The 25917-nt window shown below is 60.5% G+C and carries 22 protein-coding genes; 16 read left to right on the top strand and 6 right to left on the bottom strand.

Translation table 11 applies throughout. The annotated features are described in order from the left end of the window. Window positions 1-72: 72 nt before the first annotated feature. The 11 genes from NI20_RS0100420 to NI20_RS0100470 all read left to right on the top strand — a co-directional run bounded on the left by NI20_RS0100420 (window position 73) and on the right by NI20_RS0100470 (window position 13468). Window positions 73-1827: an ABC transporter ATP-binding protein gene (locus tag NI20_RS0100420; protein ID WP_033119490.1), complete on the top strand. Its 1755-nt coding sequence runs from the start codon at window positions 73-75 to the stop codon at window positions 1825-1827. After that, window positions 1824-2615, top strand: coding sequence for an RNA-binding protein (locus NI20_RS0100425; protein ID WP_242842884.1), 792 nt, complete (start codon window positions 1824-1826; stop codon window positions 2613-2615). Before NI20_RS0100420 ends, NI20_RS0100425 begins: the two co-directional genes overlap by 4 nt. 13 nt (window positions 2616-2628) lie before the next feature. Beyond that, complete coding sequence (locus tag NI20_RS0100430) at window positions 2629-2880, top strand: DUF896 domain-containing protein (RefSeq protein WP_033119492.1); 252 nt, start codon at window positions 2629-2631, stop codon at window positions 2878-2880. Beyond that, window positions 2880-4097: a 5-bromo-4-chloroindolyl phosphate hydrolysis family protein gene (locus NI20_RS0100435; RefSeq protein ID WP_052084315.1), complete on the top strand. Its 1218-nt coding sequence runs from the start codon at window positions 2880-2882 to the stop codon at window positions 4095-4097. Before NI20_RS0100430 ends, NI20_RS0100435 begins: the two co-directional genes overlap by 1 nt. A gap of 48 nt (window positions 4098-4145) precedes the next feature. Continuing rightward, window positions 4146-6074 carry a 1,4-alpha-glucan branching protein GlgB gene (glgB, locus tag NI20_RS0100440; RefSeq protein WP_052084316.1) on the top strand — a complete coding sequence of 643 codons (1929 nt, stop codon included), beginning with the start codon at window positions 4146-4148 and terminating at the stop codon, window positions 6072-6074. A gap of 56 nt (window positions 6075-6130) precedes the next feature. Further along, window positions 6131-7318, top strand: coding sequence for a glucose-1-phosphate adenylyltransferase (locus tag NI20_RS0100445; RefSeq protein ID WP_033119540.1), 1188 nt, complete (start codon window positions 6131-6133; stop codon window positions 7316-7318). Continuing rightward, window positions 7315-8427 carry a glucose-1-phosphate adenylyltransferase subunit GlgD gene (gene glgD / locus NI20_RS0100450; RefSeq protein WP_033119493.1) on the top strand — a complete coding sequence of 371 codons (1113 nt, stop codon included), beginning with the start codon at window positions 7315-7317 and terminating at the stop codon, window positions 8425-8427. Before NI20_RS0100445 ends, glgD begins: the two co-directional genes overlap by 4 nt. A gap of 30 nt (window positions 8428-8457) precedes the next feature. Next, window positions 8458-9891, top strand: a complete 1434-nt coding sequence (gene glgA, locus NI20_RS0100455; RefSeq protein WP_033119494.1) for a glycogen synthase GlgA — start codon at window positions 8458-8460, stop codon at window positions 9889-9891. An 18-nt stretch (window positions 9892-9909) separates the two neighbouring features. After that, window positions 9910-12318 carry a glycogen/starch/alpha-glucan phosphorylase gene (locus tag NI20_RS0100460; protein WP_033119495.1) on the top strand — a complete coding sequence of 803 codons (2409 nt, stop codon included), beginning with the start codon at window positions 9910-9912 and terminating at the stop codon, window positions 12316-12318. A 273-nt stretch (window positions 12319-12591) separates the two neighbouring features. Then, the gene (locus tag NI20_RS15545) at window positions 12592-13221 is read left to right on the top strand and encodes a lipoprotein (protein ID WP_033119496.1); all 630 of its coding nucleotides are present in this window, start codon (window positions 12592-12594) and stop codon (window positions 13219-13221) included. A gap of 19 nt (window positions 13222-13240) precedes the next feature. Continuing rightward, on the top strand, window positions 13241-13468 hold the full coding sequence (locus tag NI20_RS0100470; protein ID WP_033119497.1) for a hypothetical protein: 228 nt from the start codon (window positions 13241-13243) through the stop codon (window positions 13466-13468). A gap of 48 nt (window positions 13469-13516) precedes the next feature. Here NI20_RS0100470 and NI20_RS0100475 read toward each other — a convergent pair whose 3' ends face one another. Together NI20_RS0100475 and NI20_RS0100480 are read right to left on the bottom strand one after the other, a co-directional pair. Continuing rightward, complete coding sequence (locus NI20_RS0100475; protein ID WP_052084317.1) at window positions 13517-13723, bottom strand: hypothetical protein; 207 nt, start codon at window positions 13721-13723, stop codon at window positions 13517-13519. 109 nt (window positions 13724-13832) lie between these two features. Next, a complete protein-coding gene (locus NI20_RS0100480; RefSeq protein WP_033119498.1) occupies window positions 13833-14405 on the bottom strand; it encodes a flavin reductase family protein in 573 nt (190 codons plus the stop codon). 137 nt (window positions 14406-14542) lie between these two features. On the opposite strand from NI20_RS0100480, the gene NI20_RS0100485 reads away from it, so the two are divergent. The 5 genes from NI20_RS0100485 (at window position 14543) to NI20_RS0100505 (ending at window position 20758) form a co-directional block, all read left to right on the top strand. After that, window positions 14543-14884 carry a helix-turn-helix domain-containing protein gene (locus NI20_RS0100485; RefSeq protein ID WP_033119542.1) on the top strand — a complete coding sequence of 114 codons (342 nt, stop codon included), beginning with the start codon at window positions 14543-14545 and terminating at the stop codon, window positions 14882-14884. A gap of 41 nt (window positions 14885-14925) precedes the next feature. Then, the gene (locus tag NI20_RS0100490; protein ID WP_033119499.1) at window positions 14926-16080 is read left to right on the top strand and encodes a DEAD/DEAH box helicase; all 1155 of its coding nucleotides are present in this window, start codon (window positions 14926-14928) and stop codon (window positions 16078-16080) included. An 803-nt stretch (window positions 16081-16883) separates the two neighbouring features. Then, window positions 16884-18533: a peptide ABC transporter substrate-binding protein gene (locus NI20_RS0100495; protein ID WP_197055327.1), complete on the top strand. Its 1650-nt coding sequence runs from the start codon at window positions 16884-16886 to the stop codon at window positions 18531-18533. A 170-nt stretch (window positions 18534-18703) separates the two neighbouring features. Further along, complete coding sequence (locus tag NI20_RS0100500; RefSeq protein WP_052084318.1) at window positions 18704-20032, top strand: cation:proton antiporter; 1329 nt, start codon at window positions 18704-18706, stop codon at window positions 20030-20032. A gap of 153 nt (window positions 20033-20185) precedes the next feature. Then, window positions 20186-20758 carry an SH3 domain-containing protein gene (locus NI20_RS0100505; RefSeq protein WP_033119501.1) on the top strand — a complete coding sequence of 191 codons (573 nt, stop codon included), beginning with the start codon at window positions 20186-20188 and terminating at the stop codon, window positions 20756-20758. A gap of 50 nt (window positions 20759-20808) precedes the next feature. Here NI20_RS0100505 and NI20_RS0100510 read toward each other — a convergent pair whose 3' ends face one another. The 4 genes from NI20_RS0100510 to NI20_RS0100525 form a co-directional block, all read right to left on the bottom strand. Next, complete coding sequence (locus NI20_RS0100510) at window positions 20809-21195, bottom strand: NifB/NifX family molybdenum-iron cluster-binding protein (RefSeq protein ID WP_052084319.1); 387 nt, start codon at window positions 21193-21195, stop codon at window positions 20809-20811. Between the two features lie 13 nt (window positions 21196-21208). Further along, complete coding sequence (locus NI20_RS0100515; protein WP_033119502.1) at window positions 21209-23623, bottom strand: phosphoketolase; 2415 nt, start codon at window positions 23621-23623, stop codon at window positions 21209-21211. Window positions 23624-23854: 231 nt separating this feature from the next. Beyond that, entirely contained in the window at window positions 23855-24919 is a 1065-nt protein-coding gene (locus tag NI20_RS0100520; RefSeq protein ID WP_033119503.1) for a branched-chain amino acid aminotransferase, read from the bottom strand. A gap of 33 nt (window positions 24920-24952) precedes the next feature. After that, a complete protein-coding gene (locus tag NI20_RS0100525) occupies window positions 24953-25903 on the bottom strand; it encodes an L-lactate dehydrogenase (protein ID WP_033119504.1) in 951 nt (316 codons plus the stop codon). Between the last annotated feature and the right edge of the window lie 14 nt (window positions 25904-25917).

Consider the following 25917-nt stretch of genomic DNA (forward strand, 5'->3'; position numbering starts at 1 on the left):
GCTTTCCTTGCAAGCACTGCCCGCCTGTGCTACAATCACCTTGAAAAAGTATTTGCAGGAGCTATCGACCATATGACGACCCGTGAATTTCAGCAGAAAAAGCCGCTTTCCATTCTCTTCACCTACTTCAAGCCGCACCGCGGCCTGTTTATCCTGGACCTTGTCTGCGCGACGGTCGTTGCGCTCATCGATCTCGCCTTCCCGCTCGTGACGCGCAAGTCGATGTACGACCTTTTGCCGAATCAGCAGTACCGCACGTTTTTTATCGTGATGGGCGTGATGATGGCGGCGTTCATTGTGCGCGCGCTTTTATACTATGTCATTTCCTACTGGGGGCACACATTCGGCATTCTGGTGGAGGCGGACATCCGCCGCGACCTTTTCACGCACGTGCAGGAGCTGGACGTCAGCTTCTTTGACCACAACCGCACGGGCCAGCTCATGAGCAGGCTGACGAGCGATCTCTTCGAGATCACGGAGCTCGCCCACCACGGCCCCGAGGACCTGCTCATTTCGACGCTGACGATCGTCGGCGCGCTCGCCATCCTGTTTTCCATCGAGTGGCGGCTCGCGCTGGTCGTGGCGTGCATCCTGCCGGTGTTCATCGCGGTCATCATGTCGCGCCGCAGCAAGATGACGGCAGCCTCGCGCGGCGAGAAGCAGAAGACTGCCGCCATCAACGTCGGCATTGAGTCGTCGCTCTCCGGCATCCGCACGGCGCGCGCCTTTGCCAACGAGGAAGAGGAGATCGACAAATTCAACGCGGCGAACGAGGAATTCAAGGTCTCCAAGCGCAAATTCCACCACGAGATGGGTGTGTTCAACGCGACGATGGAATTTTTTATGACGCTGCTCTCTGCCGCCGTCATCACGGTGGGCGGCTATCTCATCATGCGCGGCGAGATGAACTACATTGACCTCATCACGTTTTCCCTTTACATCGCAACGTTCATCAACCCCGTGCGAAAGCTCGCGAATTTCTCTGAGATTTTTGCTCGTGGCTTTGCAGGTCTTGAGCGCTTCACGGCGCTCATGCGCGTCGAGCCCGCGCTCAAGGACGCACCGGACGCGAAGGAGCTCGAACACTGCCGCGGCGAGATCGACGTCGACCATGTGAGCTTTTCTTACGAGGGCGAGGAGAATGAAGGCGTGCTCCACGACGTGAGCGTGCATATAAGGCCTGGCGAGATGCTCGCCATCGTCGGCCCCTCCGGCGGAGGCAAGTCGACGCTCTGCCAGCTCATCCCGCGCTTTTACGAGGTGAGCGAGGGCGCGATCCGTATCGACGGGGAAGATGTGCGCTCTCTTACGCAGTCGTCTCTTCACCGCGCCATCGGCATCGTGCAGCAGGATGTGTTCCTCTTTGCCGACACGGTGCGCGAGAATATCCGCTATGGCCGCCCCGACGCGACGGACGAGGAGATCGTCGAAGCGGCGAAGCGCGCGGAGATTTACGATGATATCATGGCCATGCCGCACGGCTTCGACACCTATGTCGGCGAGCGCGGCACGATGCTCTCCGGCGGACAGAAGCAGCGCGTGTCCATCGCGCGCATCTTCCTCAAAAACCCGCCCATCCTCATTCTGGACGAGGCGACGAGCGCGCTCGACAGCGTGACGGAGGTCAAAATTCAGCACGCTTTCGACGAGCTCGCGCGTGGGCGCACGACGCTTGTGATCGCGCACCGCCTCTCGACCATCCGCTCGGCGGACCGCATCCTCGTCGTCGAGAATGGCCGCATCGCCGAGCAGGGCAGCCACGAGGCGCTGCTCGCGCAAAACGGCGAGTATGCGTCCCTCTGGCGCACGCAGAATGGGAAAGCATGATGGACAGACGGCAGCTTTTGGATCGCGCCGCGCGCAATGGCGATGAGCGCGTGCTGCTGGCGCACATTCTGGACAAGTGTGAGCAGAGCAGAAACCGCAATATCCCGTCGGCGACGGACTTTTTGAGCCCCGCTGAGCAGCGCAGCGCGCAGGACCTACTGCATGCCGCCGCCATTCATGACGGCTGCGCCTTCTGCGGTGGATTTGAGCGCGCGGAGCGGAGAATGCTCCTCTTTCTGCCCGACTGGCAGGAGGAGGCCGACGAGAGCGAGTACATGACGGCGCTCCGCTGCACGTATCGCAAGGAAGATACGCTGACGCACCGCGACTTTCTCGGCTCGCTGATGGCGCAGGGCGTCACGCGCGAAAAGCTCGGCGACATTTTGGTGTCGGAGGGCTCGTGCGATTTGATCGTCTCGCGCGATATCGCGCCGTATCTGCTGCAAAACGTGACGAGCGCGGGGCGCGTGAAGCTCTCGGTCAGCGAGATCGAGCTTTCAGACTTGAGCGTCCCCGAGCTCAAGGTCAAGGAGATTCGCGACACGGTCTCGACACTGCGGCTCGACGCCGTGGCGGCGAGCGGCTTTTCGATGAGCCGCGGCAAGGCGCAGGAGCTCATCTCATCCGGGCGCGTGCAGCTCAACCACCGCGAAACGCTCAAGAGCGACGCCCCCGTCGCGCAGGGGGATGTGATCTCCGCCCGCGGCCTCGGCAAGTTCGAGGTCGCCGAGGTCGGCGGCCTGAGTAAAAAAGGAAGAACGGCGCTTTTGCTGCGCCGATACCTGTAAGGAGAAGAAGCATATGACGATGGATGAAAAGATCGCGCGCATCAACGCGCTGGCGCACAAGGCCAAGGCCGAGGGCCTGACCGACGAGGAAAAGGAGGAGCAGGCGTGCCTGCGCCGCGACTATATCGACTCGGTGAAGGCAAACCTCAGATCCCAGCTCAATACGCTCTATGTGCTGGATGAAAAGACGGGCAAAAAGACGAAGATCGTCGACTTTGAACGCGAGCGCGCCGCGAGAGCGGGCAAGAAAAAGGAGAAGAACTGATGAGCAAGGATTTTGAATACGATCCCGAGACCGGTTCGTTCCGCTTTGACGAGAGCGGCGGAAAAACGAAGAAAAAGAACGATGTCGACGTCGGCGGCTGGATTTTGATCGCGGCGCTGTTTGCCTTCGGCCTGTGGCCCATCGGCCTCATCGCGCTCATCTCCAAGCTCTCGGACAAGCCGAAAAAGGTGAGTTCGCCGCGCAGTGGCATGCGCACGTCCACAAGCCCGAATGCAAACGTTTCCTCGCGCAGCAAGGTGGAAAAGTCCGTGGTGAAGACGGCGAAGCAGATGAACCGCGCGCCGAAGACTTCCGACAAGACCGCGCGCACGCTGATGATCATCGGCGGCATTATCGCCTTGGCTGCCGGCAGCGGGCTGATCTCGAACATCGGCGAGATCATCGGCTACGGCTGGTATTCCTACATGGCCGAGTACATGCTGTCCGAGTGCGGCTTCCTTGCCGGCGGTATCGCGATGTTTGCTGCCGGTCAGCGCATGAAGCGCCGCAGTGCACGCATCGCGCGCTATCTCGCCGTGATGGGCGAGCGCGGCTACATCAGCGTGGAGGAGCTCTGCACCGTAACGGGCAAGAGCCGCAAAAAAATCGAGAGTGACCTTGACTACATGGTCGAAAAGGGCCTGCTCGGCACGGGCGCGTACTTAGACAGCGGCCGCGGCATCTTCTTCCGCAGCGCCGACGCCTTTGCCGACTACGCGAATGCGACCGCGAAAAAGGAAAACGTCACGCCCAAGGAAGCGAACGAGGGCTACGCGGGCGCGCTGCGCGCCATCCGCTCGGCGAACGACCGCATCGCCGACGCCGTGCTGAGTGAGAAGATCGACCACCTCGAGACCGTTGCGGGCAAAATTTTCCGCGAGGTCGAGGAGCATCCCGAAAAGCAGCAGCAGGCCGCGACGTTCCTCAATTACTACCTGCCCACGACGCTCAAGCTGCTTGACAGCTACGCCAAGTTTGAAGAGGCGGGCATCGAGGGCGAGAATCTCTCCCGCGCGCAGGAGCGCATCGAAGAGACGATGGATGCCCTCATCAAGGGCTTTGACAAGCAGCTCGACGATTTGTACCGCAACGAGGCGATGGACATCGACAGCGATATCCGCGTGATGGAAAATATGCTCCGCCGCGACACGGCGAGCGTGGAGGAGGATTTCGGCCTCGGCGGCGCCGCTGCGCAGCGCGCACCGGATGAGGAATAAGGTGCTGCGCCGCTCTCATACGCTCTATGAGGAGAAAGGACAAGAGGCATGAAACAAACCGGCAGACGATTTGACGCCGCAGCTTTTTACGGCGGCACGAACAGCGAGGCCTACCGCTATCTCGGCGCGCACCGCACGCGGCGGTCGGGGAAAGACGGCTACGTCTTCCGCACCTGGGCGCCGAACGCCGCGCATGTGTCCGTTGTGGGCGATTTCTGCGGCTGGAACGGCTACGCCCACCCGATGGAAAAGAACGCGGACGGCTTCTGGGAGTGCTTTGTGCCGTCCCTCAAGCGCTACGACACCTACAAGTTTGCTGTGACGGCACAGACGGGCGAGACCGTGCTCAAGGCCGACCCCTATGCTTTCCACGCCGAAACCCGCCCCGGTACGGCCAGCAAGCTCTATGACCTCGGCGGCTACCGCTGGGGGGATGACGAATGGCGCGCGAGCCGCGCAAAGGCACCCCTCGACCGCTCGCCGCTCAACATTTACGAGGTCCATCTCGGCTCATGGCGGCGGCGCGAGAACGGTGATTTTTACGATTACCGCACGCTTGCCCATGAGCTGGCGGATCACGTTCTGGACCTTGGCTACAACTGCGTCGAGCTCATGCCCGTCACCGAGTATCCGCTTGACGATTCCTGGGGCTATCAGTGCACCGGCTATTTTGCCGCAACGTCGCGCTACGGCACGCCCAGGGATTTTATGTACTTTGTCGACCATCTGCACCAAAAGGGCATTTCCGTCATTTTAGACTGGGTGCCGTCGCACTTCTGCAAGGACGCGCACGGCCTCATCGACTTTGACGGCACGCCCTGCTACGAATACGCCGACCCCAATAAGCGCGAGCACAAGGGCTGGGGAACGCGTGTGTTCGACTATGGCCGTGGCGAGGTGAAGAGCTTTCTCCTTTCCTCTGCTGCGTTCTGGCTGCGCGAGTTCCATGTGGACGGCCTGCGCGTGGACGCGGTCGCGTCGATGCTGTACCTCGACTACGGCCGTGAAAACGGCCGCTGGACGCCGAACATCAATGGCGGGCACGAGAATTTAGAGGCCATCGACTTCCTGCGCGCGCTCAACGAGACTGCGTTTTCCGTCGACCCGAACGCGCTGATGGTCGCCGAGGAGTCGACCGCGTGGCCGCTCGTCACGCGGCCCGCCAAGGATGGCGGCCTCGGCTTCAACCTCAAGTGGAACATGGGCTGGATGAACGACATGTGCCACTATTTGAAGCTCGACCCCTGGTTCCGCCAGTTCCACCACAAGGACATCACGTTCTCGCTGATGTACGCCTTTTCGGAGAATTTCGTCCTGCCGATCTCGCACGACGAGGTCGTGCACATGAAGGGGTCGCTTCGCGGCAAGATGCCGGGGGATGACTGGCAGCAGCTCGCGGGCGTGCGCGCGTTCACGGCGTACCTGCTCGCCCATCCGGGGAAAAAGCTCACATTCATGGGCGCGGAGCTCGGCCAGTGGCATGAGTGGAATTTTGCCTCGCAGCTCGACTGGTATTTGCTCGAAAACAAAGAAAATCAGCAGACCCAGCGGTTTTTCAAGGACATCAACCGCTTTTACTTATCGCAGAGCCCGCTTTGGGACATTGACTTTTCATGGGAGGGCTTTGAGTGGCTCGTCGCCGACGACAACCACAACAACGTCGTCGTCTTCGTCCGGCGCGACCGGAAAGGGCGCGAGCTCATCGCGGCGGTCAACTTCTCGCCCGTCGGACGCGCGGACTACCGCTTCGGCGTCCCGCCGAAAAAGATATACCGCGAGGTGTTTACCACCGACCTTCCCGCATACGGCGGCACGGGCGACTGGCGCAACGAAGGAGAGCTTTTGACCGAGTCCATCCCCTCGCACGGCAAGCCCTGCTCGCTGTGCGTGACCATCCCACCGCTCGGCGCGGTGTTCTTCGCGGGCGAGGGCGAATGGCAGGAAGAGGAGAAAACCAACGAGCCGCCCGAGGTGTGACCGGACGGCAACGAAACAAGGAGGAGAGAACAAGCGTGAAGAAAGAATGTATCGCTATGCTGCTTGCCGGCGGCCAGGGCAGCCGTCTCTACGTGCTCACGGAGAATATGGCGAAGCCCGCCGTGCCGTTTGGCGGCAAGTTCCGCATCATTGACTTTCCGCTCTCAAACTGCGCCAACGCTGGCATCGACACCGTCGGCGTTCTGACGCAGTACCGCCCGCTGGAGCTCAACCGCTACATCGGCTCGGGCCAGCCGTGGGATCTCGACCGCGCGGACGGCGGCGTGCACATCCTGCCGCCGTATCAGAGCGCGGGCGGTGCGTCGTGGTATAAGGGCACGGCCAACGCCATCTTCCAGAACATCGGCTTTGTCGACATGTACGACCCCGAGTATGTGCTCATCCTCTCGGGCGACCACATCTACAAGATGAATTACGCTAAAATGCTCGCTCACCACAAAAAAGCGGGCGCGGACTGCACCATCTCCGTCATGGAGGTGCCATGGGAGGATGCGCCGCGCTTTGGTATTATGAATGTGGATGAAAACGACACGATTACGGAATTTGAAGAAAAACCCGCGCATCCCAAGAGCAACTTGGCGTCGATGGGCATTTACGTCTTCACGTGGAAAAAGCTGCGTGAGTACCTCATCGAGGACGAGAGCGACGAGGCGAGCAGCAACGACTTCGGCAAAAACATCATCCCCAAGATGCTGCAAAACGGGGAAAAGATGGCGGCGTACCGCTTCTCTGGCTACTGGAAGGACGTCGGCACGCTAGACTCTCTTTGGGATGCGAACATGGATATGCTCGCGACCGGCAGTGGACTTGACTTACTCGAAAAGGACTGGCCGATCTACGGCCGCTCCGTCTCTGCGCCGCCGGCGTATCTGGGGCAGAACGCGCACGTGAAGCACAGCGTCGTCGCGCGCGGCTGCACGGTCGAGGGCGAGGCGGAGAACTCCGTCCTCTCTGAGCGCTGCACGGTGGAGGAGGGCGCAAGCGTCCAGTACTCCATCCTGATGCCCGGTGCGGTCGTCAAAAAGGACGCGCGCGTCTCCTACGCCATCATCGGCGAGAACGGCGTCGTCGGCGAGCACGCCTTTGTCGGCGCGCCGCCCGAGGCGGTGCCGCCGGAGCAGTGGGGCATCACGGTGCTCGGCCCCGGCGCGGCGGTCGCGGATGACTATGTGCTGCCTGCCAACCGCATGCGCAGCGTGGACGGAAAGGAGACGGTACGATGAACGGACTGCACGGCATCATCTTTGCCTATGAAAAGGCTCCTGGCCTTCGCGAGCTGACCGAAGCGCGTATGCCCGGCTCTGTGCCGTTCGGCGGGCGCTACCGCGTGGTCGACTTCATGCTCTCCAACATGGCGGGCGCGGGCATCACAGACGTCGGCGTTGTGCTGCACGGCAACTATCAAAGCCTGCTCGAGCACATCGGCAGCGGCAAGACGTGGGACATGGCGCGCAAGAACGGCGGTCTCAAGCTGCTGCCGCCCTTTGCCGACGCGCGCAAGTTCGGCGTGGAGGAATTCCGCGGCAAGATGGAGGCGCTCTCGGGCGTTCGGTCGTACCTGCACGAGATCCGGCAGAAGTACGTCGTCCTGTCCGACAGCGACCTTATCATCAATCTGCCGCTGCAGAAGGTGCTGGACGCGCACATCGAAAGCGGCGCGGACATCACTTGCGTCTGCACCGAGAGCGGCCAGTTTGTGGAAAACGCCACGTATTTCACCGTCAACGAGGCGGGCCGCATCACCGAGACGCGCTGCGCGCCGCACAAGGCGAGCGGCTGCCGCAGCCTGGAGATCTACCTTCTGAGCCGCGATCTGCTCATTTCCCTTGTGGACGAGTGCGCTGCGCAGGATAAATACAGCTTCCGCAGCGATGTGCTCTGCGCCATGGGCGACAAGCTCGACCTGCGCGCTTTCCTGTGGGACGGCTTTGCCGCGCAGCTGCGCACGGTGCAGGAATACTATGAGCGCAGCATGCAGCTCTTAGACCCCGCCATCCGCTCCGAGCTCCTGTGTGCCGAGCGGCCCATCCTCGCTAAAGAGGATGACGAGGCGGCGTCCTACATCGCGCCGGATTCGCGCTGTGTGGGCTCGCTCATCGCCGACGGCTGCCAGATCGAGGGCAGCGTGGAGGGGAGCATCCTCTTCCCGGGCGTCAAGGTCGGCAAGGGCAGCACCGTCAAAAACTGCATCCTCTTTAAAAACACCGTGGTGGAGGAGGGTGTGACGCTCGGCTGCGTCATCGCCGACAAGGATGTCCGCATCCGCCGCGGCGGCACACTCATCGGACACGAGAGCTACCCGCTCGCCGTGAGCAAGGGCAGCATTGTATAAAAGCAGCAAACAGAAGAAAGGAGCTTGCAGATGAACATTTTGTATGTGACGAGCGAGGCGGTCCCCTTTTGCAAGACGGGCGGCCTTGCCGACGTGGCCGGCAGCCTTCCGCAGGCGCTCGCGGCAAACGGAGACCGCGTGAGCGTCATCCTGCCGCTTTACGAGCGCGTGAAGGACAAGTGGGGCGAGCAGCTCCACTTTGAAAAGTGGACGTTCGTGCGCCTTGCGTGGCGCAGCGTCTACTGCGGGCTCTTTTCGCTCGAGCGTGACGGCGTCACGTGGTACTTTGTCGACAATGAGACGTATTTCCGCCGCAGCGAGCTCTACGGCTACTATGACGACGGCGAGCGCTTTGGCTTTTTCTCCCGCGCGGTGACGGAACTGCTCAAGTCCCTGCCGCAAAAGCCCGACGTTGTCCACTGCAACGACTGGCAGAGCGCGCTTGTGCCCATCTACATCAGGGATGAAGCCGTGCGCGACGACTTTTATAAGGGAATCCGAACCGTCATTACGGTGCATAATATCGAATATCAGGGCCGCTACGGCAGCCGCACGGTCGAAGACCTGTTCGGCCTGGACCATGGCTGGTTCGACGGCGGCACGATCGAATTCGGCGGCGATGTGAACCTTTTAAAGGGCGCGATCGTCACGGCGGACGCCGTGACCGCCGTGAGCCCGACCTACGCGCAGGAGCTCAAGTACGCGTACTTTGCCCACGGGCTGGAAAACGTGATGAGCATGAACGCGCGCAAGCTCCACGGCGTGCTCAACGGCATCGACATGCAGCGCTATGACCCGTCGCACGACAGGAATCTCGTAGCGGTCTACTCGCCCGGCGACCTTGCCGGAAAGAAGAAGGACAAGGCAGCGCTCCAGCGCGTGCTGGGGCTGCAGGAACGGCCCGACACGCCCATCCTTGCGATGGTCACGCGCCTTGTCTCCCACAAGGGGCTCGACCTTGTGTGCGAAACGCTCGACGCATTTATGGGCAAGGACGTACAGTTCGTCGTGCTCGGCAAGGGCGACGCGAAGTACGAAACGTTTTTTGAGTACGCCAAGCAGCGCTACGGCGGACGCATGGCCGTCTACCTCGGCTATTCCGAGCAGCTCGCCATGCAGATCTACGCGGGCGCAGACCTCTTCCTGATGCCGTCGAAGAGCGAGCCGTGCGGGCTCTCGCAGATGATCGCGATGCGCTACGGCGCGGTGCCCATCGTGCGCGAGACCGGCGGATTAAAGGACACTGTCCATGCGTATGAAGCCTGGAACGGACAGGGCAACGGCTTCACCTTTGCCAACTACAACGCTGGCGACATGTGCCACGTGATCTGCGAGGCCATTGACCTTTACCATGACAACAAGGGCGCCTACGCGATGCTCCAGCAGCGCGGCATGACCGCAGATTTCAGCTGGACGCGCTCGGCGCAGGAATACCGCAACATTTACGAATCTATCTGCCGATAAAGAAAAGGAAAACGATCTATGACCATTGACTCTGTGAAGAAAATGAAAGACGCGCTGTGCGAAAAGCTGAAGGTCAGCTTCGGCAGCACCGTGGAGGAGGCGAGCGACGCGCAGATGATGCGCGCGAGCGCCCTTGTCCTGCGCGACGTGATGGCCGAGCGCAGCGTGGACACCATGCGCGAGACCCGCGAGGAACACCGCCGTCAGGTGCACTACCTGTCGATGGAATTCCTGATGGGCCGCAGCCTGATGAAAAACGCCTTCAATTTAGGCGTCGGCGAAATTCTGACCGAAGCGCTCGACGAGCTGGGCTTCCGCGCAGCGGACATCTTTGAAAGCGAGCCCGACGCGGGTCTCGGCAACGGCGGCCTCGGCCGCTTGGCCGCGTGCTATCTCGACTCGATGACGACGCTCGACATCCCCGCCGCGGGCTATTCCATCTGCTATGAGCTCGGCATTTTCCGCCAGCGCATCGTCGACGGCCAGCAGGTCGAGCTGCCGGACAACTGGAAGGACCTCGGCGGCGCGTGGCTGCTGCCCAAGCCGCAGGAGACCGAGACCGTCCGCTTCGGCGGCACGGTCCGCCAGTTCTGGGACGACGGGCGGCTGCATGTCGTGCCCGAGGGTGAGACCGAGGTGCTGGCTATCCCCTGCGACATGGAGATCGCGGGCTACGGCACGAAGCATGTCAACACGCTGCGCCTCTGGGACGCGAAGTCCCCCGTGCCGCTCGACATGTCGCTCTTTTCACAGGGCGAATATCTGCGCGCGCAGGAGCAGCACGCGATGGCCGAGACCATCGCGAAGGTGCTCTATCCCGAGGACAACCATCCCGAGGGGAAGAGCCTGCGCTTAAAGCAGCAGTACTTCTTCGTCTCCGCGACCGTGCAGTCCATCGTGCGCAAGCACATCGAGGTCTACGGCACGGCCACGAATTTCCACGAAAAGAATGTCATCCAGATCAACGACACGCACCCCGCGCTCGTCATCCCCGAGCTCATGCGCATCCTGATGGACGACGCGGGCCTCGACTGGGACACGGCGTGGAACATTACGACGCACTCCGTCGCTTACACGAACCACACGGTGCTTTCCGAGGCGCTCGAGCGCTGGCCGCAGGAGCTGATGCAGTCGCTTCTGCCGCGCGTGTGGACGATCATCACCGAGATCGCGCGCCGCTATCAGGAAAAAATCGAAAACTACTACCACGACGAGGCCAAGACGCGCGAAATGGCCATCATCTGGGACGGTCAGGTCCGCATGGCAAACCTGTGCATTGCGGGCGGCATGGCCGTGAACGGCGTGAGCGCCCTGCACTCCGACATCCTGCGAAACGACGTTTTCAAATACCAGTGCGCAATGGAGCCGGAGAAGTTCAAAAATGTGACCAACGGCATCGACCACCGCCGCTGGCTCGCGCAGATCAACCCGCGGCTCGACGAGCTCGTGCGCGCGCTCGCGGGCGGGGATGAATACCTCCTGCAGCCCGAAGCGCTTAAAAAGCTCGAGGCCTATGCAGACGACACCGCGGTGCTGAACCGCCTCGGCGAGATCAAGCGCGCGAATAAGCTCGATTTTGCCGCCTACGTCAAAAAGACGCAGGGCATCGTGCTCAACACCGACGCGATCTTCGACGTGCAGGTCAAGCGCCTGCACGAGTATAAGCGTCAGCTTTTGAACGCGATGCATATCATCTACCTCTATCAACAGCTGCAAAACGACCCGAACCGCGCCATGCAGCCGCGCGTGTTCCTGTTCGGCGCGAAGGCCGCGCCGGGCTACGCGGTCGCCAAGCGCATCATCCGCCTCATCAACTCCCTTGCCGCTGAGATCAACGCCGACCCCATCTGCCGCGACAAGCTGCAGGTGGTGTTCCTTGAGAACTACCGCGTGTCGCTCGCCGAGCATCTGATGCCCGCGAGTGAGGTGAGCCAGCAGATCTCCACCGCAGGCAAGGAGGCCAGCGGCACGGGCAACATGAAGTTCATGATGAACGGCGCGCTGACCGTCGGCACGCTCGACGGCGCGAACGTCGAGATGCACGAGAGGCTCGGCGACGAGAACATGTTCCTCTTCGGCCTGCACGCCGACGAGGTCGTGCGCCTCAAGCGCGAGGGCTACGCCCCGCAGAAGCTCTACGCGCGCGACGAGAACCTGCGCGCGGTGATCGACAAGCTCAAGGCGGGCTTCTCAGACGGCGTTTCCTACGACGATCTCGCCTCGCGGCTGCTGATGAACGATGAATACATGCTCTTGCAGGACTTCGCGTCCTACTGCGCCGCCGAGCAGCGCATGGCAGACACCTACGCAAGAAGCGAGGAATGGAACCGCATGTCGCTCATCAACATCGCCCGCAGCGGCATCTTCGCCGCCGACCGCGCCGTCGCGCAGTATGCGGATACGATCTGGCAGGTACCGCACAAATGAATACTTCAAACGCGGAGCGGCTATGCCGCTCCGCGTTTGATTTAGGATGCACTGCGCTCTGTGCCTCGGTTCCCTCGACACTCGCTCCGTGCAAGGGTGTTATTTCTGACGCGCACGCCTCAGGGCGACTTCTCTTGCCGTGCTGCGGCAATTCACCTTTTGTCGTCAGAAATAACAATCAAGATCATTTCACGTCTGCGGACGCGAAAATTGGAACTTTTTCGTGGAGATTTACGTCTATTATCAATATAACAACAAAAGGAGAACTCTGCCATGAAGAAGTTGTTTTCCCTAGCTTTTGCGTGTTTGCTGCTCTTTTCGCTCTCGGCCTGCGGGCGGGAACCGAAGGAAGAGGTGAGTGACGAAAAGCCTGTGATTTATCTATATCCCGAGCAGGAGACGGATGTGCGTGTGACGCTTGATCTTGCGGGCGAGCTGACGTGCGCCTATCCCGCCTACGGTGACGGCTGGAGCGTCCGCGCCGCGCCGGATGGCACGCTGACGGACGAGAGCGGCCAAACCTACCGCTACCTCTACTGGGAGGGCACGTCGGGGACGGATTACGACTTTTCCACCGGCTTCTGCGTCGCGGGAGAGGATACCGCGGCGTTCCTCGAGGATGCGCTCGCGCAGCTGGGCCTTAATCGCGAGGAGGCGAACGAGTTTATCATCTACTGGCTGCCGCAGATGCAGGACAACGCCTACAATCTGATTTCGTTCCAGCAGGACGTTTATACGGATTCTGCCAAGCTCACGGTCGATCCCGCGCCTGACACGCTGCTGCGCGTCTTCATGGCGTGGCAGCCATCGGAAAAATTTGTCGACCTTCCCGCGCAGGGGCTTTCCGCGCCCGAGCGCACGGGCTTCACAGTCGTCGAATGGGGCGGCTGCGCGGTACAGTGATAAGAAAGGAGCGTGGGAGATGAAAAAGAGACGCTGGACGATCATAGCGTTTGCCGTGATCTTTGCCGCGGCGTATGTTGCGATGGGCTATTGCATTCCGGCCTTTCGCATCAAGCTGGAAGCCGACGGCTGGACGTATTTTCTCGTCAGTCTGCAAGCGCTCGCGCCGGTGAAGCTGATCTTTTCCACTGTTCTGTCGCTCATTGCGGCGTTGGCCGTGTACAACAGCAGAATGTTTCGACAATAAAAAAGAGGGCTTGCAAAGCAAGTCCTCTTTTTTTATACGATCAACTGTTTACAGATTCTTGCCGAGCTCGTAAGCGGCGGTCAGGTCTTCTTCGTGAAGATCGTCCACCGTGGAGCAGCCGCCGACATTCAGCCTGCCCACGATCTCCCAGCCGAGATAGTCGGCCATGAGGTCAAACGAAGAGTTCGCGCCGGAGGCAGTCTTTTGATCCTCATCGGCCATCGCGGTGAGGAAAACGGCCTTCTTTTTGCCCATCAGCGCTTCATTGTTGGCGTAAAACGCTCTGGCATCCTTCGTGTCGTATCCTGAAAAGCAAGATCGGCATAGCGAGCTGGCAGTTTGCCTGCAAGTGCAGGGATTATCTTTATTTTTTCATCAGCGGTGCGCCGGTGTGCCATGCCTGACCGACCTTTTCGCCGATGGCATAGTAGCCGCTGCGGAACTGGTCGAACACAAATGCATTCAGCTTTGCGGCGTCCACCTTGCCTTTTTCATCCAGCACGGCTTCATCCGCCAGCACGCCGACGATCTCGCCGATGATGTGGTGGCCGTAGACCTCCATCTTGTCCTCAACGACCCTGCACTCCAGCGTCAGCGGGAACTCCTGCACAATAGGAGCGTTTACCTTTTCGCTTTTTACAGCACTCAAGCCGCTGCGCTCGAACTTGTCCGGCATCTTGTTGCCGCTGGCGATGCCGAAGAAATCGGCGGCTTCGATATGGGGAATGTCCGCAATGCTCAGCGTGAACGCACCGCGCTTTTTGATGTTCTCTGAGGTCTTGTGATCCTCGTCAATGTTGAGAGAAACCATGTTTTCGGCACAGATACCGCCCCACGCCATGTTCATCACATCGACGACATTATCGTCGCCGTAAGTGGCGATCATCAGCACGGGCATTGGAAACAGATAGGGATGGACACCCAATTCTTTTTTCATTATTAACGACCTCCATTTGCATTTTGGATTGACTTCATATGGTCATCCTGCTATCATCATAGCATGCATCGGAAAAAACACAAGTACTGTTAATAAATACAGGTACTTTCTGAAATGGAAGTGTAAATATGTCCTGCATGGAGAAGTATATTAAAAGCGCAAATTTTGCCGACACCGGATTCAGCTACACGATGTCGCTCATCAGCGGCAAGCACAAGATGGTGATCTTATATTGCCTGATGGAGTATGAGCCGGTGCGGTTCAACGAGATGAAGCGCTATCTTGGGACGATCACAGATAAGACGCTCAGCAGCAACCTCAAGGAGCTGGAGGCTGATCGCCTCATCGTGCGAAAGGAGTATCCGCAGATTCCGCCGAAGGTGGAGTATTCGCTGTCGGAGCGCGGAAAGTCGTTGATGAAGGTCCTTGACCAGCTTTGCATCTGGGGCGAGGAAAACAGGTTGACAGCCATGATATAATCATACACGACTGAAAATATGAGAAAACAGAGGAAAACGCTATGGAATTCACACAGGGCGTGCGCTTTGACTCTCTCGGGCTGACCGAAGAGGTCCAGCGCGCACTGAAAAAGAAAAATATTGAAGAGAGTACCCCCGTGCAGGCGGGCTGCATCCCGCCGATGCGCGAGTGGAAGGACGTCATCGCCAAGGCGCCTACCGGCACGGGCAAGACCTTTGCCTTCGGCATCCCCATCATTGAGCACATCGAGCCCGGCAGCGAGGAGACCGAGGCTGTCATCTTAGCGCCCACGCGCGAGCTCGCCATGCAGATCACGGCGGAGCTGCGCGACCTTTGCGTCTATCTTCCGGGCGTGCGCATCGTGTGCCTGTACGGCGGCGCGCCCATCGGCAAGCAGATCGACGCGCTCAAAAAGCACCCGCAGATCGTCGTCGCGACGCCGGGCCGCCTAAGCGACCACATGAAGCGCCGCACCGTCAAGCTCGACAACGTCAAGACCGTCGTGCTCGACGAGGCTGACCGCATGCTCGACATGGCCTTTATCCACGATGTGACACGCATTCTGGACAAGCTGGCTTCCCGCCGCAATCTCGGCATGTTCTCCGCGACGATCTCGCGCGAGGTCATGGACATCAGCTGGATGTACCAGCGCGACCCCGAGGAGATCACCGTGCAGGCGAAGGAGGAGAATAAGCCTGATATCGCGCAGTACCGCATCGACGTGGGCCAGAACGACAAGGCGCATGTCATGGCGCAGATCATCCGCGCCGAGGGCCACGAGCGCGTGATGGCGTTCTGCAACACGAAGGGCATGACCGAGCGGCTCAAGGCGTTTTTGATGATGGAAGGCCTCGAGGCCGACTGCATCCACGGCGATATCCCGCAGAAAAAGCGCGAGGCCGTCATGGCGCGCTTCCGCCGCGGCGAGCTGCCGATCTTCGTCGCGACCGATGTGGCCGCCCGCGGCATCGACGTCGACGATGTGGACGCGGTGTTCAACTACGATGTGCCGCTTGAAAACGAGTATTACGTCCACCGCATCGGCCGCACGGGCCGCGCCAAGCGCCGCGGCGTGGCGTACACACTGGTGTCGGATTATCCCTCCGGCATGCGGCTGGATGGAATCGCCAAGTTCACCGGCAATGAAGTGAAAAAGGCACATCTGGATGCGGAGGGGAAGTTAGTCGAAGACTAATAGAGCTTTATGCCCCTGCACCGTGCAGGGGACGCGGTTAAGGGGGATATTCTCTTTCCGAGGAAAGGGAATATCCCCCTTTGACCCCCGAGAGAAAGGGATTAGATTGGCAGTCTGGAGCTCGAACAATCTTTATGCCTCCGGAATGAAAATGCCTGCGCGCGGCGGAGCCGCGTTTAGCGTTGCTATACGATTTGCCTCTGCTCCTACTATCCGCTGTTGCGCAGCCGTTGGCAGCTTTGCCGCCTTACGGATGCGGTACACCCCTTGCGGGTGCCGCTCTGCCCATCTTGTAGAAGTGCGCAGTAATTCCCGTCTACCGCCAGTCTCCACAATGCGGCGAGCGAAGCAATGCCGCTATTTCGCACGCAGTCCGCCGCCAAGCAAACGTCACTCGCGCCTCACGATAGTAAGGCGCGGTTGCAAAACGGTCAAGATTCGCAGGGATTCATGGCGAAGCCATGTACACCGCACTTACATTGCGCAGCGTTTGCAGTTCTTCAAGCTGCAAACTGCCAATGTCGGGGGTCGAGGGGACCTCCCCTCGCGTTCTCTTGGGGGTTCAAGGGGGATATTCTCTCACGTGAGAGAATATCCCCCGTTTCCCGTGCAGCGCCTCCGGCGCTGCTTTTCCCCCTGCGCCCTGTGGGCGCAAAAAGCGGTATTTCTCCTTTCGGGAAAATGAAAATGGTAACAAACTGTAACTTTTTTTCCTCACCTTTACAAGGCGAACGATTTTCGCTATAATATCTCCGTATTACAAAAAACCAAGCAGCCTTCGCTGCGTTTTGCCAATGGGAGGCATGATGAAAGCAATAAAGAGGATCACAGCTCTGGCGCTCTGTGCGCTGATGCTGTTGGGCCTTCTCTCCGGCTGCGGGGAGAAGAAGCAGGGGGACGAGAAATTTGTACTGAACGCGAGTGTCTGCAACGTGATCGACTCGCTCGACCCCGCGATGAACACCGACACGGACGCCGACAGCGTGTTTTACGCGCTCTATGAAAATCTGATGCGCGAGAGCGATGACGGCAGCGGCGAGGTGACGCTGACGAACGGCATGGCCAAGGAGTACACTGAGGAGACGAACTACGACGGCAGCGTGACCTACCGCTTCACGCTGCGCTCCACCGCGCGCTGGTCGGACGGGGAAAAGGTGACGGCGGATGACTTCGTCTATGCCTGGCAGAGACTTGCCGACCCCGCGACGGATTCGCCGAACCACGCGCTGATGAGCGTGGTGGCGGGCTATGACGACGTGCGCGAGACGGGCGACAAGACGAAGCTCCAGGTCTCGGCCAAGGATGAATCCACGTTCGTCGTCACGCTGAGCGCGCCGTGCGCCTATTTTATCGAGGGCGTCTGCACAGCGGTCGCCACGATGCCGCTGCGCCGCGATCTGACAGAGAACGGCGGAGGCTTTGACACGCCGGACCTTGTGAGCAACGGCGCGTACCATGTGAGCGCGTGGACGAAGAGCAGTGAGCTGACGGCGGCGCGCAACGACGAGTATTACGAGGCACGTCTCGTCGGGCCCGACGAGCTGAACTTTATCTTCACCGCCAACGCGGACGAGGCGTGGCAGCTCTACGAAGCGGGCGAGATCGACTACATCGCCCACCTACCCGACAGCGTGATTGCCGAGCTCTCGCAGGACGAGAGCTGGAAGCCGACGGCGGTGTACGCGACGGCGAGCGTCCTTTACAACAACGAGAGCGACACATTCTCGAACGAGCACATCCGCAAGGCCTTTGACCTTGCCATCGACCGCGCGGCCGCGACGGCGACGGGCGGCGCGGAAAACAGCCCCGCGACGGGCCTTGTTCCCTACGGCATTCCGGATTCCGGCGAGACGGAGGACGATTTCCGCACGACGGGCGGCGAGCTCTGCGCCATCGATGAAAAGGGTATGAGCGCGCGGGCAACGCAAGCGCAGGAGGAGCTGACCTACGCGGGCTATTACAGCACGAGCATGTTCCCGCCGGTCGAGCTTCTGTATGTGACCGGCACGGAAAACGACACTGTGGCGAGCGCGCTGCAAAGCATGTGGAGCACGACGCTCGGCGTGAACGTGATGCTGCGCGGCGTGACGCAGTCGGAGTACAACGCGCGCATGGAAGCGGGGAACTACGAGCTCGCGCTGCAAAAGGTCACCGCGCTCTACGACGACGCGATGGGCTTCCTCGACCGCTGGTGCAGCGAGGATGAGCAGAACCTGATCGGCTATGAAAACGGCACCTACGACGTGCTGATGGGCGTCGCCAGAGCGTCGGAAAATCCTGTGGCGCGCACAGCGTTCCTGCACGATGCGGAGACGATGCTGCTCGGTGAGACGGCGCTTTCGCCCGTGTATTTTGACGGCACAGCGCACATGCTGCGCGACACGCTGCGCGGCGTCTACACCGACGGCTTTGGCAACAGCTACTTCGCCGGTGTGCGCGCGAACACAGACTGAATTGTGTGAAACGAAACAAAATGGCAGCTTTTGCCCAAAAAGCTGCCATTTTTTCTTACTTTGACAGGAAACTTGCAAAATAGTGCTTGCTTTTTGCGAACAAACAGACTACAATATGGGCCTTGGGCGGCTCTGTTCGCCCGTACTTTTTCTGTTGTGAAGGTGTAACCATGACTGCGATTTTGAATCTGGCCATTGCGCTGCTCGCAGGGCTTTTGATGACCCGTATTTTCAACCGCTGGCACCTGCCCGATGTCACGGCGTTTCTTGTGACGGGCGTTCTGATCGGGCCGTTCGTGCTGGGCCGCCTCGGCATTCCGGGCCTCGGCTTTGCAAGCTACGACCAGGTCGAGGCGCTGAGCATGATCTCCGATGTGGCGATGGGCTTCATCGCCTTTTCCATCGGCAATGAATTCCGCCTGAGCCAGCTCAAAAAGACTGGCAAGCAGGCGATGATTATCGGCGTCTTGCAGGCGCTGGCCGCGCTGGCCTTTGTCGATATTGCGCTCGTAATCTTCCACTTCCTGCGCCCCGATGTGCTGTCCGTCCCTGCGGCCATCACGCTCGGTGCGATCGCCACGGCCACCGCACCTGCGACGACGCTGATGGTCGTGCGCCAGTACAAGGCCAAGGGTGAGCTCACGGATCTGCTGCTGCCGATCGTCGCGCTCGACGACGCGGTGGGCCTCATCGCATTTGCCGTATCTTTCGGTATTGCCCGCGCGATGGACAGCGCACAGTTCAGCCTCGCAAGCATTTTGCTCTCCCCGCTCATTGAGATCGTCGGCTCGCTGCTGCTCGGTGCGATCGCGGGCTTCGTACTCACGAAGCTTGAGACGATGTTCCGCTCGAACTCGAACCGCCTGTCGCTGAGCATCGCGTTCATCTTTCTGATGGTCGGCCTGTCCGCAGTGGACTTCACCGTCGCGGGCGTGGACTGCGGCTTTTCGCCGCTACTCGTGTGCATGATGCTCGGCACGGTGTTCTGCAACATCTGCCCGCTGTCGGACGATTTGATGAACCGCGCGGACAAGTGGAGCACGCCGATGTTGGCGGTGTTCTTTGTCGTGAGCGGCGCAAACCTGCGCTTGAGCGTCTTTTCTCAGGGTGTGCTCGTGCTCATCGGCGTTGTGTACATCATCGCGCGCTCGGCCGGTAAGTATTGCGGCGCGCGCTGGTCGGCCAAGGCGGTGGGCTGCGACCACACGGTGCAGAAGTACCTTGGCATCATGCTGCTGCCGCAGGAGGGTGTGGCGCTCGGTATGTGCGTGAGCGCGCAGGCGCTCGGCGCGGATGGCAAGCTGATCCGCAACATCATCCTCTTCTCTGTGCTGATTTACGAGCTGGTCGGCCCGCTGGCGACAAAGGAATCTCTCAAGGCCGCCGGCGCGATCACCGAAAAGCCCAGGGAAGTCCTCGAGCGCCGCGAGCGCAAGCTCGCCGAGGCTGAGCCCAAGGAATTCCTCGAGCGCCGCAAGGAGCGCGCAAACAAAAAGTGAATCCGCTGAAAGGAGATGGCCTTGATCATCTCCTTTTTTTGCACCGGGTGGGAACTTTTTGTGAATTTGCGCGTCTAAAGAGGAAAGGCACTTGACATAACTTGTGAAAATTATGTACAATAAAGGCGAACAAACCGATAAGGGGGAATCATTATGGAAGGACGTCGGGTCAGCCGCCGCAAACCGCGGCGCAATCCGCTTTATGTGCTTTTTATGGGACTGCTGGCGCTTTCGCTGGTGCTCCTGATTACGGTGGTCGTGCTGGGCTTCAAGCTCAAGAGCGCGCGCAGCGATCTTGCCGCGGCGCAGACGAAAATCGAGCAGCTGCGCGGCGGCTCGCAGACGGGCGAGGACGGCCAGATCACGAACGGCGAAGACGGCTCGCTCAACGACGAGAACAATGTGAGCGACCCCACGCAGGGCGATAACACGACCGGCGATAATCAGACGGGCAGCGACACGATCGACTGGCTCGATCTCACGGGCCATGACGAGATCTCCGTCAAGCCGAGCTCGGTTTATGACAAGTACTACATCTACTACACGACCGGCGGCGTGAATCTGCGGAGCGGCCCGGGCACGAGCTATGACAAGGTCACGACCGTGTCGCTCGGCAGTGAGGTACAGGCTGCGGCCAAGCAGGATGGGTGGACGTTCGTCAGCGTGGACGGTAAGTTTGGCTGGATCAACTCGAACTTCCTCTCCACCACGCGCCCCGCATCGTAACAATATCAAGCAAAAAAGGAGCAAGCCGAAAGCTTGCTCCTTTTTGCTGTTCAGTTGCCGCCGCAGCCGCCTTTATCCTTCAGGGAGCACGCTCCTTTGAAGCCGCAGGCGTTGCAGTGGTTGTTCGGGTCGGACACGACGCTGCCGCTCAGAAAGCGCAGCGCGGCGTCGTCTGCCTTGCCGGAATAGCCGGGGAAGAGCATGATGCCCGCCATGCCGACAGCGGTGCGCTCGGTGTCGTCGATCGTGCCGCAGAGCAGCGCGTCGATGCCGTAACGCTCCAAAAGGCCGACGGCAGCGTCGGTGCCGCTTTCTTCCATCGGTTCGAGGAACTCGCGCACGATCTTTCCGTGGTCGTCCTCATAAAAATGGAAGGCTTCGGCATTGGCGAGCGGGGAGAAAACCTCCCCGCTCACAACAGGGATCGCAATACGCATTGCTTTCCTCCTTTTACACCTCAACGCCCTTGCCGTCGTTCCACTTCCACGCGCGGACCTCGGGCAGATCCACGCCGTTGTCCTTGATATACTGGCGGTGCTCAACGAGCTTGTCGTTCATCTTCTGGATGAGGTAAGCACCGCGGTTGCCGAGCTGCGGCAGGCGCTGCACCGTGTCGATGACGAGATCGAAGCGGTCGATATCGTTGAGCACGCGCATGTCGAACGGGGTCGTGATCGTGCCTTCCTCCTTATAGCCGCGCACGTGCAGGTTGCGGTTGTGGCGGCGGTAGGTCAGCTCGTGGATCAGCGTGGGATAGCCGTGGTAGGCAAAGATGATGGGCTTGTCCTTGGTAAAGAGCGTGTCGTACTCTGCGTCGGTCAGGCCGTGGGGATGCTCGGTGTGCGGCTGGAGCTTCATCAGGTCGACGACGTTCACGACACGGATCTTGAGCTCCGGCAGCTCGCGGCGCAGGATCGTCACAGCGGCGAGAGTCTCAAGCGTCGGCGTGTCGCCGCAGCAGGCCATGACGACGTCGGGCTCCTGGCCCTGATCGTTCGAGGCCCACTCCCAGATGCCGATGCCCTGCGTGCAGTGCTTGACGGCCTGCTCCATCGTCAGCCATTGCTGGCGCGGGTGTTTGCTCGCGACGATGACGTTCACATAGTTACGGCTCTTGATGCAGTGGTCGAAGCAGGAGAGCAGGCAGTTGGCATCGGGCGGCAGATACATGCGCACGACGTCGGCCTTCTTGTTGGCGACGTGGTCGAGGAAGCCGGGGTCCTGATGCGTGAAGCCGTTGTGGTCCTGCTGCCAGACGTTGGAGGCGAGGATATAGTTGAGAGAGGCGATATCGTGGCGCCAGGGGAGCTCATTGCACATCTTGAGCCACTTGGCGTGCTGGGAAAACATCGAGTCGACAATGCGGATGAAGGCCTCGTAGCTGTCAAAGAAGCCGTGGCGGCCCGTCAGCAGGTAACCTTCGAGGAAGCCCTCGCAGAAGTGCTCGGAGAGCATGGAGTCCATCACGCGGCCGTCGGGGTCAAGGTGCTCGTCGATGCCATCGATCTGCTTGTCGAGGAAGCGGCGGCCCGTGACGTCAAACACGGCCTGCAAACGGTTGGACGCCGTCTCGTCGGGCGCGAAGATGCGGAAGTTGCGCGACTCCATGTTGAGCTTCATCACATCGCGGACATAGGTGCCAAGGACGTACATGTCCTGCGCCTCGACCTCGCCGGGGGCGGGGATATCGACCGCGTAGTCGCGGAAGTCGGGCGTGCGCAGGTCGCGCAGGAGAAGACCACCGTTGGCGTGCGGGTTTGCGCCCATGCGGTGCTCGCCCTTGGGCGGGAAGGACGCGATCAGCTCGACCGGCGTACCGTCCTCGTTGAAGAGCTCTTCGGGTTTGTAGGAGCGCAGCCATTGTTCGAGCAGCGGCAGGTGCTTGCTTTCATCCGCGCCCATGGAGATGGGCACCTGATGGGCGCGCCAGCTGCCTTCGATTGCGTTGCCGTCGACCTCCTTCGGACCGGTCCAGCCCTTCGGGGTGCGCAGCACGAGCATCGGCCAGCGGGGGCGGCTCGCCTTGCCGCTCTCTCGCGCGGTGCGCTGGATGCGCTTGATCTCGCGGATGGCCCAGTCGACCGCGGCGGCCATCTGCTGGTGCATCGTCTCGGGCTCGTCACCCTCGACAAAGCGCGGCTCCCAGCCGCAGCCGCGGAAGAAGCACTCGACCTCCTCGTGGCTCATGCGGGAGAAGATGGTCGGATTTGCGATCTTGAAGCCGTTTAAGTGCAGGATCGGCAGGACTGCGCCGTCGGTGATCGGGTTCATGAACTTGTTGCCGTGCCAGGACGTTGCGAGCGGGCCGGTCTCGGCCTCGCCGTCGCCGACGACGCAGGCCGCGATCAGGTCGGGGTTATCCGCCACCGCGCCGAAGGCGTGGGAGAGGGAATAGCCCAGCTCGCCGCCCTCGTGGATAGAGCCCGGCGTTTCGGGCGCGACATGGCTCGGGATGCCGCCGGGGAAGGAGAAGCGCTTGAAGAGCTTCTGCATGCCCTCCTTATCGCGCGTGATGTTGGGGTAGACCTCCGTATAGCTGCCGTCCAGCCAGTCCTGCGCGACCATGGCGTTGCCGCCGTGACCGGGGCCGGAAAGGTAGATCATATCGAGGTCATCGCGCTTGATGACGCGGTCTAAGTGCGTGTAGATGAAGTTCTGGCCCGGGCAGGTGCCCCAATGGCCGACGATGGTCTGCTTTAAGTCGCTCTCGCACAGCGGGCGCTCGAGCAGAGGATTATCGAGAAGATAGAGCTGGCAGGCGGTCAGATAGTTTGCTGCGCGCCAGTAAGCGTCGATCTGTTTGAGCTCCTCGGGCGACAGCGGCGGCTTTTTCGACAGCCGTGCGGTGCTTTTTTGCGTAGGCATGGAAAGCTCCTCCTTTTTATTTTGATTGATGAGGTTAGTATATCATTTAATTTTAAAAAATCAATAGTCAGACATAGAAAACGAGGCAAAATCTTAAAATATGTCAAAATAAGCTGAGCACTATTTTACAATTTGCATGAATTAAAACGATAACAAAACGATAAAATAGGGAAAAGACGGTGCAAGCGCACCGCCTTTTCCCTATATGAGAGAGATGAGAGAATAGCAAAATTAGTCGATCGGGCAGACCCAGCCAAACGGGTCGGGCTTTGTGCCCCACTGGATGCCAGTCAGCTCGTCGTAGAGCTTCTGAGACAGCGCACCGATCTTGTTGTCGTTGACCTTGTAGTCTCTGTCGCCCCAGCTCAGCTCGCCGATCGGGGAGATGACGGCGGCGGTGCCGATGCACCACGCCTCCTCCAGCGTGCCGGACGCTGCGGCGTCAAAGAGCTCGTCCACGCTCAGCAGACGCTCCTCGACGGGCACGCCCCAGCTCTTTAAGAGCTCGATGGCGGACTTGCGCGTCACGCCGCGCAGGATGGAGCCAGTCAGCGCGGGGGTGACGACGGTGCCATTGATCTTGAACATGACGTTCATGCCGCCGCCTTCTTCGACGTACTTGCGCTCCACGCCGTCGAGCCACAGGACTTGAGAGAAGCCCTTTTCGATGGCGCGGTCGCCCGCGCGGTTGGCCGCGCCGTAGTTGCCGCCGCACTTGGCCTCGCCCGTGCCGCCGCGCACCGCGCGGACGTCCTCGGTCTCGACCATGATGGGAACAGGCTGTAAGCCGTTTTTGAAGTAGCTGCCGGAGGGGGAGAGAATGATGGCAAACGTGGCCTCATGCACGCCGTGCAGGGCAAGCGTCGGGTCAGTGCCGTACAGGAACGGACGGATGTAGAGGGACGTGCCGGGATCGCTCGGGACACAGTTCTCGTCGACCTTGACGACGGTCTTGATGGCCTGCAGCGCATCGTCGGGATCAAGCTGGGGCAGGCCCAGACGCTCGCAGGAGCGGTTCAGACGGGCGACGTTCTCGCAGGGGCGGAAGAGCTGCACGCCGCCGTCGGGACGGCGGTAAGCCTTCATGCCCTCGAAGACCTCGGTGCCGTAGTGCAGGACGCTCGCGGCCGGGGACATCGTGATGGGGCCGTAGGGCACGACGCGCGCGTCATGCCAACCCTTGTCGGCGCTGTAGTCCATCAGGAACATATGATCGGTGAACACGGTGCCGAAGCCGAGCTGGTCGGACGGGGGCAGCGTGCCGGGATGGGTAGTCTTAGTGATCGTGATATTCATAAGGATGACCTCCTGTCGAAATTTGTTTGCTCTTTAGATTTCCTTAAGATGCTCCATGTTGTGGCGGATGCCCTCGCAGCAGGCGTGGAAGGTGGCCTTCTCGTCGGCGGTCAGCGGCAGCTCGACGACCTGCTCGACGCCGTTTTCACCGATGACGCAGGGAACACCCGCGAACAGGCCCTCTTCGCCGTACTCGCCGCACAGTTCCGTGCTGGCGGGCAGGATGACCTTCTCGTCGTGCAGCACGGCGTAGGCCATGCGCGCGGCGGTGGTGGCGATGCCATACTCGGTGCAGAACTTGCCGGAGAAGGTGACCCAGCCGCCGCCAATGGACTCCTTCTGCAGCGCGTCGCGGTCGAAGCGGAAGCGCTCGTCGGTCTTGGCCCACTCATCCAGCGGCACGCCGCGGAAGCTGACGCAGGACCAGGGCGCGAACTGCTGGTTGCCGTGCTCGCCCATCATGTAGCAGGTGATGGACTTGTGGTCAAGGCCGGTCTGGCGCGCCAGCGCGCTCAGAAGACGGGAGGTGTCGAGGCCCGTGCCGGTGCCGAACACACGGCCGCGGGGCAGGCCCAGATGCAGTGCCAGCTCGCGCGTGACGATGTCGCAGGGGTTGGTGATGTTGATGAGCACGCCGTCAAAGCCGCTGGCCTTGATCTTTTCCGCGTAGCCGCGCACAGCGGGGATGGTGAAGTCCATCTCGGTCACGCGGTCATGCGTGCCGCGCAGCAGGTCGATCTTGCCGACGCTGTTGACGATGACGTCGCACACGCCAAGGTCGGAGAAGTCGCCGCCGCGCACCGTCACGCGGTGGGGCATGTACGCGACTGCGTCGCGCAGATCCTGCACTTCGCTTGCGAGCTTCTGCTCGTTCTGGTCGACGAGCACCAGCTCGTCCGCGATGCCCTGGATCGCCAGAGCGTAAGCCACATGTGCGCCGACATGACCCATGCCGACCACGCCGAGAACTCTTTTCTTTGCCATAAGAATACTTCCTT

The sequence above is a fragment of the Oscillibacter sp. ER4 genome (assembly GCF_000765235.1).
Classification (GTDB): domain Bacteria; phylum Bacillota; class Clostridia; order Oscillospirales; family Oscillospiraceae; genus Hominicoprocola; species Hominicoprocola fusiformis.